The organism is Nitrospirota bacterium (genome assembly GCA_020851375.1).
Lineage (GTDB): Bacteria > Nitrospirota > 9FT-COMBO-42-15 > HDB-SIOI813 > HDB-SIOI813 > RBG-16-43-11.
The window spans coordinates 1-13,300 of sequence record JADZCV010000046.1 but is presented as its reverse complement, the minus strand read 5'-3'; the positions used below and the strand labels follow the sequence as shown (position 1 = coordinate 13,300).

At 45.0% G+C, this 13,300-nt stretch carries 13 protein-coding genes and 1 tRNA gene; 1 reads left to right on the top strand and 13 read right to left on the bottom strand.

Features of this window, described 5'->3' with window-relative positions:
• Positions 1 to 14: 14 nt before the first annotated feature.
• From leuB to IT393_11035, 12 genes are all read right to left on the bottom strand, one after another.
• Entirely contained in the window at positions 15 to 1,091 is a 1,077-nt protein-coding gene (gene leuB / locus IT393_11090; protein MCC7203188.1) for a 3-isopropylmalate dehydrogenase, read from the bottom strand.
• Between the two features lie 19 nt (positions 1,092 to 1,110).
• The gene (locus IT393_11085) at positions 1,111 to 1,671 is read right to left on the bottom strand and encodes a 3-isopropylmalate dehydratase (GenBank protein ID MCC7203187.1); all 561 of its coding nucleotides are present in this window, start codon (positions 1,669 to 1,671) and stop codon (positions 1,111 to 1,113) included.
• Positions 1,668 to 2,966, bottom strand: a complete 1,299-nt coding sequence (locus IT393_11080; protein ID MCC7203186.1) for a 3-isopropylmalate dehydratase large subunit — start codon at positions 2,964 to 2,966, stop codon at positions 1,668 to 1,670. Before IT393_11080 ends, IT393_11085 begins: the two co-directional genes overlap by 4 nt.
• 60 nt (positions 2,967 to 3,026) lie before the next feature.
• Positions 3,027 to 4,538 (bottom strand): 2-isopropylmalate synthase, encoded by a 1,512-nt coding sequence (locus tag IT393_11075; GenBank protein ID MCC7203185.1) that lies wholly within the window; start codon positions 4,536 to 4,538, stop codon positions 3,027 to 3,029.
• Positions 4,539 to 4,559: 21 nt separating this feature from the next.
• Positions 4,560 to 5,321 (bottom strand): CDP-diacylglycerol--serine O-phosphatidyltransferase, encoded by a 762-nt coding sequence (gene pssA / locus IT393_11070; protein ID MCC7203184.1) that lies wholly within the window; start codon positions 5,319 to 5,321, stop codon positions 4,560 to 4,562.
• Between the two features lie 21 nt (positions 5,322 to 5,342).
• Positions 5,343 to 5,987, bottom strand: coding sequence for a phosphatidylserine decarboxylase family protein (locus IT393_11065; GenBank protein ID MCC7203183.1), 645 nt, complete (start codon positions 5,985 to 5,987; stop codon positions 5,343 to 5,345).
• A gap of 19 nt (positions 5,988 to 6,006) precedes the next feature.
• Positions 6,007 to 7,020: a ketol-acid reductoisomerase gene (gene ilvC / locus IT393_11060; protein ID MCC7203182.1), complete on the bottom strand. Its 1,014-nt coding sequence runs from the start codon at positions 7,018 to 7,020 to the stop codon at positions 6,007 to 6,009.
• 41 nt (positions 7,021 to 7,061) lie between these two features.
• Positions 7,062 to 7,592 (bottom strand): acetolactate synthase small subunit, encoded by a 531-nt coding sequence (gene ilvN, locus IT393_11055; GenBank protein MCC7203181.1) that lies wholly within the window; start codon positions 7,590 to 7,592, stop codon positions 7,062 to 7,064.
• Positions 7,593 to 7,629: 37 nt separating this feature from the next.
• On the bottom strand, positions 7,630 to 9,399 hold the full coding sequence (ilvB, locus tag IT393_11050; protein MCC7203180.1) for a biosynthetic-type acetolactate synthase large subunit: 1,770 nt from the start codon (positions 9,397 to 9,399) through the stop codon (positions 7,630 to 7,632).
• A 106-nt stretch (positions 9,400 to 9,505) separates the two neighbouring features.
• Positions 9,506 to 10,357, bottom strand: a complete 852-nt coding sequence (locus IT393_11045; protein MCC7203179.1) for an alpha/beta hydrolase — start codon at positions 10,355 to 10,357, stop codon at positions 9,506 to 9,508.
• Between the two features lie 14 nt (positions 10,358 to 10,371).
• A complete protein-coding gene (locus tag IT393_11040; protein ID MCC7203178.1) occupies positions 10,372 to 12,291 on the bottom strand; it encodes a DUF4105 domain-containing protein in 1,920 nt (639 codons plus the stop codon).
• Positions 12,292 to 12,309: 18 nt separating this feature from the next.
• Positions 12,310 to 12,780, bottom strand: a complete 471-nt coding sequence (locus IT393_11035; protein ID MCC7203177.1) for a DUF3015 family protein — start codon at positions 12,778 to 12,780, stop codon at positions 12,310 to 12,312.
• 198 nt (positions 12,781 to 12,978) lie between these two features.
• Between IT393_11035 and IT393_11030 the strand changes: the two genes are divergently transcribed.
• Positions 12,979 to 13,055, top strand: a tRNA-Met gene (locus tag IT393_11030).
• A gap of 87 nt (positions 13,056 to 13,142) precedes the next feature.
• Here the strand turns inward: IT393_11030 and IT393_11025 are convergent.
• Positions 13,143 to 13,300, bottom strand: a 158-nt coding sequence (locus IT393_11025) for a hypothetical protein (GenBank protein ID MCC7203176.1), incomplete at its 5' end; no start/stop codon positions are given.

Below are 13,300 nucleotides of genomic sequence, written 5' to 3'. Positions count from 1 at the left end.
CAAATAATGACATCTTAAGCAATCTCATTGAGGATCAGATCCGTTATTTCCTTTGTCCCTGCAGCCCTATTGCCGGGATAATAGATATCCGGCGTCCTGTAGCCCTTGTCAAGCACCCTTGTTACCGCATCATCAATAATTGAATATCCTTCATCAATCTTAAAGGAATACCTGAACATCATGCCTGCAGATAGTATTGTTGCAATTGGATTTGCCTTTTCCTTACCTGCAATATCAGGAGCGCTTCCATGTATGGGTTCATAAATCGCAACCTTTCCGCCAATGCTCGCAGAAGGCAGCATCCCGATAGAACCTGTAAGCATAGCAGCCTCGTCGCTCAGGATGTCTCCAAACATATTGGTTGTAAGTATAACATCAAACTGCCTCGGATTTCTTATCAACTGCATGGAGCAGTTGTCAACATACATATGCGACAGTTCGACATCCTTATATCCCTTATGAATATCAGAAACTATCCTCCTCCACAACTCGGATGATTCAAGTACATTTGCCTTGTCCACTGAGCAGACCTTCTTCCTTCGGCCCCGTGCAACTTCAAAAGCAAGCCTTGCAATCCGCTCTATCTCAGGTGTTGTATAAACCTCGGTATTGATCCCCTTCTCCCCGCCTTCATATTTTTCCACACCCCTCGGCTTCCCAAAATAGATACCCCCTGTAAGCTCTCTTATCACCAAAATGTCTATACCGTCAATCACCTCACGTTTCAGTGTGGAGGCATCTGCAAGCGCAGAAAATAATTTTACAGGGCGGAGATTACCGTATAGTCCGAGTTTCTCCCTGAGTCCAAGAAGCGCCCTTTCAGGACGAATTGAGTAGTCAAGCCCCTCCCATTTTGGCCCCCCTACAGCTCCCAATAAAACGGCATCACTGTTTAGGGCAATGGACAAGGCATCATCAGGAAGAGGTATGCCATATTTGTCTATTGCACTTCCGCCAATGAGCGCCTCGTCAGTCTTGATGTTTATTCCAAATTTATCTGACACTTTTTCAATGACACGCAGGGCCTGAGGCACAATCTCTTTACCGATGCCATCACCCGGAAATACAGCTATTTTATAACTCTTGCCCATAATCTCCCTTCCCTGATCATTAACTTATAATCCCTGTTTTCCTCGCATATGCAAAGATACCGCCTGCGCTTAATATTTCTTCCACATCTCCAAGCGGATTCAGATGATATGATTTCCCGGTTCTGCGATTGTGCACAACAGACTTCCTGACATCAATTTCAGCAACATCACCTGTCTTAAACTCCCTGAAAAGGTGCTCACCCGTTTCAAAAGTCAGATAGAACCCTCCGTCTACAGAGTTTCTGTAAAAGATCCTTGCATACGACTCTGCTACTACAGCCTCTACACCTGCAATATTCAGCGCCACAGGTGCATGTTCCCTTGATGAGCCGCATCCGAAATTCTTCCCTGCAATTATGATATTGAACTGAGACCTGCATTCACCTTCAGCTACGAACCTGATATTTCCATCAGGCAAGCCAGCCTGTCCGTCAGGCACGCTTGATAAAGAAAATCTGCCATACTGTTTCCTCTCTTCAGGATCACTGAGACTGTATACGAGGTGACGGGCCGGAATGATCTGATCCGTATCAATATCATTTCCAAGGACGTAGACCGTCCCCCTTATTGTGTCTTTCATATAAACTCCCTTGGGTCAGTGATAACTCCGCGCAGTGCGGATGCCGCGACTGTCAGCGGGGAAGCCAGGTAAACCTGCGACTGCCTTGATCCCATACGTCCCGGAAAATTCCTGTTTGTGGTTGAGATGCATACCTCATTGCCGTGAGTCCTGCCAAATGTGTCAGAAGGACCACCAAGACATGCGGCACAGGACGGCCCTCCGGCTATCTTTGCCCCGGCCTTCTCCAAAATTGCATATACGCTCTCACCATCAATCGTCTCATCCTTAATGCGCCTCTCAACCTCAGTGGTTGCAGGCACTACAAATGTCTCGACCTTTACACTGTGCCCGCGGAGTATCTTTGCCGCTGCCCTGAAGTCCTCCACCTTGCCGCCGGTGCATGAACCAATGTAACACCTGTCTATCCTGGTGCCCTTTACATCGCTGACAAGCGCCTTGTTATCAGGAGAATGAGGTTTTGCCACAACAGGTTCAAGCTCTCTGAGATTATATGTCTTTACAGATGCATATCTCGCGTCCTTGTCACCATACACTGCCTCAACTTTGCCTTTATACCTTTCAGACACAAAACGGAGTGTCTTTTCGTCAGGGGCAATTATCCCGTTCTTTCCACCTGCTTCTATTGCCATATTGCAAAGAGTCATCCTCTCCTCGACAGAAAGCATTGATATGCCGTCTCCTGCAAATTCCATAGCCTTATATGTCGCTCCATCCACACCAATATCACCGATTACGTGGAGTATTAAATCCTTGGCCATAAGATAGGGCGGCACCTCTCCGTCAAAAACAAATTTCATGGTAGGCGGCACCTTGACCCAGAGCTTTCCGGTCCCCATAATAAATGCCGCGTCCGTGTTTCCTATACCGGTTGCAAACTCCCCGAATGCACCGGCAGTGCAGGTGTGCGAATCTGTGCCAAACAGCACCTCTCCAGGCCTCGTGTGCCCTTCTTCAGCAAGTGCTACATGACACACCCCTTTATAGTCAGATGATCCGGCATCATAAAAATGACTTATGCCCTGCTCAATGACAAATTCACGCAGTATATCAATGTTTCGCCTTGCATAAGTATCCTGTGTAAAAATGTAGTGATCCGGGATAATAACCACCTTATCCCTGTCCCAGACCTTCGCGCCTGCGCCAAATTCCTTCCTGAATATCTCTATGGTGCCCGGGCCGCAGACATCATGGGTCATAAGAAGGTCAACGTCAACCCATATATTATCACCTGGCGAAACACAACCCTTCTTTGCATGTTTAGCCAATATCTTTTCTGTAAGCGTCATTCCCATATATAATCCCCATCTGCCAGTGTGCAGGGACATATTTTAAATATGTCCCCTGTGACCTGATTACCTGCGATTCCTGTACGCCAGTTTGTTTAATGCATTCAGATACGCCTTTGCACTGGCTACTATTATGTCTGTATCTGCACCCTGTCCAACCACAGTCCTTCCGCCTTCATCCACCCTTACAGTCACCTCACCCAGTGCATCAGTACCTCCGGTAATGGCCTTTACTTCATATGAACGAAGATGACTCGATGCATTCGTGATCAGCTTTATTGTCCTGTATGTCGCATCTACAGGTCCATCGCCTGATGATACTTCTCTGACACGCTTCCCGTCAATCTCAATTTCTACAGTAGCTACAGGTGTCTTATCGCTGCCGCTTTCAACATAAATATATTTCAGCACATACTTCTCAGGAATACGGTACACTTCTTCTGAGACAATAGCCTCAATGTCCTCCTCAAAGACCTCTTTTTTCTGGTCTGCGACATGCTTGAATCTGTCAAAGGCCTTATTTATCTCCTCATCAGATAAACTATATCCCAGCTCTTCAAGTTTATTTTTGAATGCATGCCTGCCTGAATGCTTTCCGAGAACAAGTTTATGCATCTGTATACCTACTGACTCCGGTGTCATAATTTCGTAAGTCCGTTTGTCTTTAAGCAGGCCGTCCTGATGAATACCGGATTCATGGGCAAAGGCATTTGCACCCACTATGGCCTTGTTGGGCTGAACCACCATGCCGGTTATACTGCTGACAAGACGGCTTGTCTTATAAATCTCCTGGGTGTTGATTCCGGTATCAGCATTGAAAAACGGCCCTCTTGTCTTAATTGCCATCACGACCTCTTCAAGCGAGGCATTACCTGCCCTCTCGCCGATGCCATTGACAGTACACTCCACCTGACCAGCGCCTGAAAGAACTGCAGACAGGGAATTGGCAACGGCAAGACCAAGGTCATTATGACAATGGACGCTGATTACTGACTTGTCTATGTTAGGCACCCTGTTAAATATTTGTGAGATTAATTCCCCAAATTCACCAGGCAGTGCATAGCCTACTGTGTCAGGGATGTTAACAGTCGAGGCCCCGGCGCCTATTACCGCTTCAATTACCCTGCACAGGAAATCAATGTCACTGCGAGATGCGTCTTCAGCAGAAAACTCAACATCATCCGTAAGCTGTCTTGCAAGTCTGACAGCGGCAACAGCCGCTTCAAGCACGCCATCCCTGCTCATCCTGAGCTTTCTCTGCATGTGAATCTCTGAAGTTGCAATAAATGTATGTATCCTTGACCTCTCTGCAACAGATACTGCCTCGCCCGCCCTCTCAATATCTTCCTTCCTGGCCCTGGCCAGGCCCGCAATCACCGGCCCCCTTACCTCTTTTGCAATCAGTCTGACACCCTCAAAATCATCCTGGGATGCCACAGGAAACCCTGCCTCAATAATATCCACATTCAGCCTGGCCAGTTGACGGGCAACGGTAAGCTTCTCTTCCTTATTCATGCTGGCCCCTGGGCACTGCTCTCCATCCCTCAGGGTCGTGTCAAAAATCCTGATCTTACGCAACGTAAAACTCCCTGTGTTTCTTTATCCCTTATGAACTCCGGTTTCGTGAGACTTTCTCCTTACAAGCCTGCTGAATGGGACTAATCCCCTTTCAACAGGCCCTGACAATGCATAAAGTATGAAAATGGCAAACAGCATAATCTGGGGCTCTGCAACCACCACAATAAGCAGAAGTACGGCAGCAACAAGTGCAGAAAGGGGCTTTCTCTCTCCAAGGTGGACATCCTTGAAACTCCTGTACTTTATGGTGCTAACCATCAGATAGGCAAGGAGATACGTCATAATTAGCACTACGATGGGCCTTACCTCTTTTCCCATCTCCAGTATGTGATGATCGAATATTACGACAGTCGCAATTACTCCTGCTGCCGCCGGAATAGGCAGACCAAGAAAATATTTATTATCCGAAACAGAGGTCCTGACATTAAACCTTGCCAGCCTCATTGCACCACACACGACAAAAAGAAATACTGCGAGCCATCCTATCTTGCCGTATCCGTTCAATGCCCAGGTATAAATAAGAAGACCCGGGGCCACACCAAAAGAAACAAGGTCTGAGAGGGAATCAAATTCCACCCCAAAGCGGCTTGTTGAATTTGTCAAACGGGCAATCTTTCCGTCAAAGCCGTCAAAAAGCATGGCAACGAGTATTGCAATGGCCGCTGTGATATAGTCCGAATTCAGCACTGACACAATTGCAAAAAAACCGCAGAAAAGATTTGCGGCTGTCAGAATGCTCGGCAGGATGAATACTCCGATCTTCTTGTTCGACTCCCCTTTCATAATATTCTCCTCTCAGTAATATTACTTCAATACAGCAAGTATAGTCTCACCGGCCTTAACCTTATCTCCTAATGATACCATCACTTCAGTCCCGGCAGGAAGATAGACATCAACCCTGGAACCGAACCGTATCAATCCAAACCGTTCTCCCCTCCTGACAAATTGACCTGCTCTTAACCAGCAGACTATCCTTCGGGCTATTAATCCGGCGATCTGGATAAATATGACCTTCTCACCTGACGGAGTCTCAAGGACGACTGCATTCTGTTCATTCTCGAGCGATGCCTTATCCAGATTTGCAGAAACAAACTTGCCTGGATTATACAGTATGTCAATTACCCTGCCGTTACATGGGATGCGGTTTACATGGACATTAAAGAGGTTCATAAATATGCTTATCTTCAGCATCCTCTTCTTCAGAATTCTTGTCTCGGCATCTTCTTTTATTTCAATGATCTTACCATCAGCAGGAGATATTACATTGCGTTCACCCTGAGGTGTTGTGCGCTCAGGGTTACGAAAAAACCAGATTATAAACAGGGTAACTAAAGAGAATATACCGGCAGGTATTATAAGACCTGCAAAACAGAAAATCAGAGATATAATCCCTGCAATAATTACAAACGGGATCCCTTCTACCGCAATAGGGGACCGCTCCCTCTTCATCTATTCCTCCATGCCGGGCTCAGTTCTTCTCCTTATCAACCAGCTTGTCTTTGGATAACCATGGCATCATTGCGCGGAGGCTCGCACCTACCTTCTCTATAGAATGTTCCTGACCCCTTTTTGTAAGGGCATTGAATACAGGTCGGTTTGCCTTGTTCTCAAGCATCCACTCCCTTGCAAACTGTCCGCTCTGTATTTCTTCAAGGATTCGCTTCATCTCTTTTTTTGTTTCCTCATTTACTACCCTGGGACCGCGTGTCAGATCCCCGTACTGGGCAGTATTACTGATGGAATACCTCATGTTGGATATGCCACCCTGATATATCAGATCAACAATCAGTTTTAGCTCATGCAGACACTCAAAATACGCCAGCTCAGGTGAATATCCGGCCTCTGTAAGCGTCTCATATCCTGCCATAATTAATGCAGTAGCTCCGCCGCAGAGCACAGCCTGCTCTCCAAACAGGTCAGTCTCAGTCTCATCCCTGAAGGTCGTTTCTATAATCCCTGTCCTGCCGCTGCCAATTGCAGAGGCATACGCAAGGGCAACAGCCTTTGTGTTCCTTGAAGGGTCCTGATGAATTGCAATCAGGGCAGGCACACCGCTTCCTTTGGTATACTCATGTCTGACAAGATGTCCGGGCCCTTTCGGTGCAGCCATGAAAACATTCAGAGACGGGTCAGGTACTATCTGGCCGAAGTGGATATTAAATCCATGTCCAAAGGCAATGTAAGTGCCTTTGCGCAGATTTGGAGCGATCTCTTCCCTGTACAGATCACCCTGCAGCTCATCAGGGACAAGTATCATTACGACATCTGATACGCGTACTGCTTCGCTGACTGATAACACCTCAAAACCAGCCGCCTGAGCCTTTATCCACGAACTACCCTTTCGTAATCCGATAACGACCTCTGCTCCTGACTCCTTAAGATTATTTGCATGGGCATGCCCCTGACTGCCATAACCAATGACAGCCACCTTTTTATCAGTAATGTTTTTCAGCTCAGCATCCTTGTCGTAATAAATATTCATTAAACCCCCTCTTTCTTTAGCAATAAGTTGAAAGCAATTTGCTACGCCTTTACCCGCTTTACTTCCAGTAAAGCAGGCACCTTGACCTCTTCCCTCGCAATAGCTATCTTGCCAGTCCGCACAATCTCCCTGATACCAAGTGGACGCAGCAGATTTATTATCGCCTCAATCCTGTTTTCATCACCTGTAATCTCTATTGTATAAGTTGCTGGCGTTGAATCAACCACCCTTGCCCTGAATATCTCGGTTATTCTGAGCGCCTCACTCCTGTCTTCTGCCCTGCTTGTGTGAATCTTGATAAGAGCAGTCTCCCTGACCAGATAATCCTTTTCAGCCAGGTCCACCACTTTGATGACATCTATCAGTTTGTTTAATTGCTTTGTTATCTGCTCAATGATACGTTCATCACCCATGGTCACAATGGTAATCTGTGACGTTGAGGGCTCAACGGATGGTCCGACAGAGATGCTGTCAATGTTAAACCCCCTCCCGCTGAAAAGACCCGCCACCCTTGACAGGACGCCGAACTTGTTTTCAACAAGAATACTGATTATATGTTGTGAGACAGACATTATTAATCCTTTATATTATTGTATCAGGCAGTTGACCTCATGCAGGGAGGACTGAGTTTGACTTATCCTTCTTCTGCCTGGCCTCTTTCTCAGGTCTTGTTTTCTCTTCCGGCCCGAATATCATATCACAGTTACCGCCGCCTGCAGGAACCATTGGAAATACGTTCTCTTCAGGATCAACAACAAAGTCCATTATTACAGGCCTTTTTATACTGATAGCCTCTTTTATTACCGCCTCAACTTCAGAAGTAGTCACAGCCCTGAGACCGACAGCACCGTAGGCCTCGGCAAGTTTTACATAGTCAGGTGTATTGCCAAGGATACTTCCGGCGTAGTGACGGTTAAAAAACAGCTCCTGCCACTGCCTCACCATTCCGAGCGAACCGTTATTCAGGATTGCAACTTTCACAGGCAGATTGTTTGCGACTGCAGTGGCTATTTCCTGCGAGTTCATCTGAAAGCTGCCATCCCCTGCAAAATTGAATACAAGCTTGTCAGGCCATGCAGCCTGTGCGCCCATTGCAGCAGGCAGTCCAAATCCCATCGTCCCGAGTCCTCCTGAGGTAAGACATGTCCTCGGCTGGTCGAATTTAAAATACTGGGCCACCCACATCTGATGCTGACCGACATCAGTTGATATAATTGCGTCCCCGCCTGTAAGTTCATATATCTTTTCAATTACATACTGCGGCTTAATCTTCCTGGAACTCTTCTTGTATGAGAGCGGGTGCTCATCTTCCCAATCTTCTATCTGTGCATGCCATGGCTTTCTGTCGGCATTCCACTCTGCCCTCTGACCCTCTAGCAAATGCAGTTCCTTATTCAACTCAATAAGGACATTCCTTACATCTCCGACAATAGGGATGTCCACATGAATATTCTTCCGTATATTCGTAGGGTCTATGTCAATATGGATAAACTTTGCCCGGGGGGCAAATTCAGTGACCTTTCCTGTAACCCTGTCATCAAACCTCGCACCAATAGCAATTACCAGGTCCGACTCATGAACAGCCATATTGGCGGCATACGTTCCGTGCATCCCGAGCATTCCGAGGAATAACGGGTGTGTCCCGGGAAAACCGCCTAATCCCATCAGGGTAAGCGCAACATGTATCCTGTTAAATTCAGCCATCTCTGCAAGCTCTTTATGGGCATTCGAGAGTATTACACCGCCCCCTGCATAAATAACAGGCCTCTTTGACTTTGCAATGGCCTGGGCTGCCTGCTTTATCTGCCACTTGTTGCCATGATAAGTCGGGCTGTAACTCCTTAGCGAGACCTTGTCGGGATAAATAAACTCGGTCTTTGCCGAGGAAACATCCTTGGGGATATCAATAAGCACAGGTCCCGGGCGTCCGGTCTTTGCAATATAGAATGCCTCTTTAACCGTATTGGCAAGGTCATCTGCATCTTTGACAAGAAAATTATATTTTGTGCATGGCCTTGTTATACCAACTATGTCAGCCTCCTGAAAGGCATCATTCCCAATCATCTTTGTTGCAACCTGCCCTGTAATGACTATAAGGGGAATGGAATCCATGTGAGCAGTAGCAATGCCTGTTACTGTGTTGGTAGCGCCTGGACCAGATGTAACAATCGCCACACCAGGCTTTCCGGAAGCCCTGGCATAACCATCAGCAGCATGAGTCGCTCCCTGCTCATGCCGGGTCAGGATGAATTTGATGTCCTTTTCATTACAAAGGACGTCAAATATCTGCAGAACAACTCCGCCGGGGATGCCAAATACAGTATCAACCCCTTCTTTTTTTAAAGATTCTATAAGTATCTCTGCACCGGAAAGCTTCACATTTCACCCCGTAAGGACACAAAAACACGTTCTAAATATTAGCATAATTTGTTATTTGACGTCAATAAGAGTAAAGGAAACGATGAAGATTTACGAAGCGGCCTTCTCATTTAGCAGGAAGCTTATCTAAATAATTCAGTAGTCTCAACCTTACGCCTTCATCCCTGACTCCTTCTATGTGATCCAGGCCTTTGAGTACCCAAATTTCCTTAGGAGATAACGCATTGTTATAAATAATCCTGCTATGATCAACCGCCACTACTCTGTCTTTGTCTCCGTGGAGCAACAAAACGGGTACCGGATATACCTTTTTTATCCATCTAACAGGGCTGTAATAATCACTTATTAAAAATGAAAGTGGGTACTGAAAAGGCCATGTTAGAATCAGCGCTGCCAACTTCTCTCTTGCGATTGTCCGGTATGATGAGAATGCACTGTCCAATATAATGGCATCAACTGCTGCCTTATGAGGAGAATTGGCTACAGTATAGACCGCAATTGCCCCTCCGAGACTCTGCCCGTATACAACAACCCGCTTCTTTTTGGAATCCGTCATGCTCAATAAGGCATCAAGAGCAGATATGGCATCTAAGTGCGATCCTTTTAAACTGACATGGCCTTCTGATTTGCCATAGCCCCTGTAGTCGAAGAGAAAGACGTCGTACCCATAATCAAGCAGCCATAGTACACTATTAACATGGGTGCTGATGTTCTGAGCATTTCCATGAAGGAATAAAACCGTGCCATTCTTGTTTACCCTTGTTTTGAGTAACCAGCCATTAAGGTTCACGCCATCTGGTGTTTTAAAATAAATATTACGGTAATTAATGTTCAGTAGTGCCGGATTGTCTATCAATTCCCTTTGGGGATAGAAGAAGAGAGAGGAACAACCTGTGGTCAGGATCAGCAAATATGTTAAAAATATGATTTTACCGCCTGATTTACTCCAGCGTTTCATTACCGGAACCCGCCCTAAAAATAATGATTCCAGTTCAGCGTCATCTCATCCTGATGAACATTCTGAACCCTGCCCAGACCAAAATCCAGTTTCAAGGTGTTATTCCGGTCTATCTTAAATGATTGAACAACCCTGCCCTCGTAAATATCATGTTTCTCGCCAAACAAAAAAGACATTGCTTTTAAACTGACATTAATCTTCCAGTAGTCTGTAATCAGGCGTAGTGAACCAACAGACACACCAGGACCAAAGGCATAACTGTCCTTAAGGCTGCCGGACACGTTCAGGTTTGTCTCGAACATACAGTAGGTCAGGCCTGTCACAGAATTCTCAAATGCAAAACCTGCACCTGGGTTTAACTGGTAAATCAGAATTTCTTTGTCCCCTGATATGGTCTTTCTTGTAAACCCTGTCTTTACCTTCCACGATGGGGACCTAAAAAAAATACTTCCCGGAGAGAGGGAAACAATATCTATTATATCAAAATCAGTCAGCCTGACCTTATTGTCTTTGGTATAGTAGCGGGCATTCGTATTGAGAAATACTATCTGTGAACCTTCAATATATCCATCATCAAAGTCTGACAACGCATGATAGGCAGTCCTGTAGCCCGCCTCATAGAACAGATTGTTTTTTTTAATACCTGCACCTAATCTGAGCAGACTTGTTTTATGACCTTTTTCAGGAGATGCAGGAACAGGAATATTATAGGCAGTATCACCTGTTGTCCCAAGCCTGCTTCGTTCAGTCAGGATACTTAAAAACTGTTTCTGATAGTCATCTTTCGTCATCCGTTTCTTTCCGTAATCATACTGGGTTATCTCAGCACTGAGGTCAAGTATCTTAATTTTATCTTCAGGACTAACCCGCTGCAACTCTTCCGGTTTAATCTCTTTTCTAACGATCTTTAACGTCAGTTCCTGTGTCTCCTCATCCATTAAAGAGGCGATATATCTTATCCTTGTAGCCTTTGCAGGACGGTACTCGGCAGCTCCTGCAATACCGCTGTCCAATACAACCCTGATCGTATCAATCGGCACAACCCATCCATGGAATCTCCCGGTAAGGTTTAGAGAAGGTCTTGCAGCCTCAAGCAAAAAGAGCAGATTATAGGAACAGTTTTCATCAAAAAAATAATAATAAGAATATATATCCCTGAGTTCCCAGAGGTGCATTACCATTCTCCTGACCTCCGCCTCTGACAAGTTAAGTTCATACTCCCAGATATCCCTCTGCTCAAGTTCATTATATTCCATTACCTTTTCATAATAAGGAAGAATTGTAAAATATCCGAGGTAATATCCAAACAGTCCTTTGAAAGCATAAATGAATCCGTTTTTGTCATTTGCCCATGCCGCATAATTTGCTGCATATGAGATGAGTTTGCTTTGATATGAGCTGTCAATCCTCAATAATGTATGACCGAACATTGATGCAGGACTATTCATATATCCAACCGGAAATATAAAAACCGCCTTTTTGGGATTAATCCTGCTTATAGCGTCATTATATTCTTTGCACGTAACGTCCGGCAATCTTGTCTCATCTATATTCAGTACTTCCTTTAGCCATGCATATCTTGCGACAAACCGGCATCTTGGATGCTGATCATTCATTTCATCTTCCATAAATAAAGCCCTGATTGTTGCTTCAATTTCGGCCTTTGGATTATTCTTCCCGTCAGATGAGAGGAAAAACACAGGTGAATCCACTAAACTCTGTTTACCTGATATTGAATTTTTATAGTGCAGAAGAACATCCCAGTAGCGGTCACTGTATAATTTTCTTATCTCAGTTTCCTTTAACAAACTGTCAAGATATGCATCTTCTTTTGCAATAGCCGGTGTGGTAAGAATTAAATTGAGTGATATAAACAAAAAGAAAAGGGGTATGGATAAAACTTTATATCCATACCCCTTCCTGAGATGTCTCATAAAATAATAGATTTTTGACTATTGAATAATTGCAGCAATGTTATCCACAACCTGGGGCGCTTCTACGGATGCAGATGTGAAAATATTCGCAAAGTTCGCCTGTATCTTACTATAAACCTCAGCCCTCTTATCAATGGAAATCCCCATCAGTTCAGCCATTGTATCAAGGGATTCACCATTACCCATTGCAATGTCTTTAGAAAGGTTGTCAATGTTGGCAACAACAAATTCATTCAATCTCTCATTCTTTACAATCTTTGCCGGAGCCTTACATTCTGAAGTACCTGACGTAATACCAAATGTCTGATTAGCGGAAGTTCCATTTAATAATGTCATAGCGAGCTGTCCAAGCAATGAATCATTGCCTTTTTCACCAATGAGTACAGCACCCAAACCACATCCTGTATTAGACTGTGCCTGGCTCGCAGCATATGCTACACCTGATGACAATACCCCTGTCACTAATACACCGATTAACAGTTTCTTCATAATACCTCCTTACAGGTTAATGTTTTTAAATCTTCAACTCGCCTATTTTTACTATGATATATTAAATAACATAAATCCGGAATTAAAATCAAGGGGGAGCAATATTTATTTTTCAATAATATAAATGGGAAATACCTTGACTTGCATCTGAAAGAAAATATATAATGCATTTGTTTCCTGAAAAGGAAGCTCTTATACTGCGGGGTGGAGCAGTCTGGTAGCTCGTCGGGCTCATAACCCGAAGGTCGTCGGTTCAAATCCGGCCCCCGCTACCAAAAAAATGAGAGGGGTTGCAGCATTCGCTGTAACCCTTTTTTATTATGCCTTCCCATACCGCATGGCCTGTCGGGCTTATTGGGGATTTATGGCCGTAATACTTCGTTGATAGTTGTCGCATCTTTAAAGTTCACGCCAAGCGCTTTAAAGTGGGCCTTGCCGCAGTCAACTTTTTTGTTCTCTGTTTCCCGGCGCTTATCCCGGTCAAGAGTAGACTTGGTCTCCCGTACCAGATAAAGCTTTT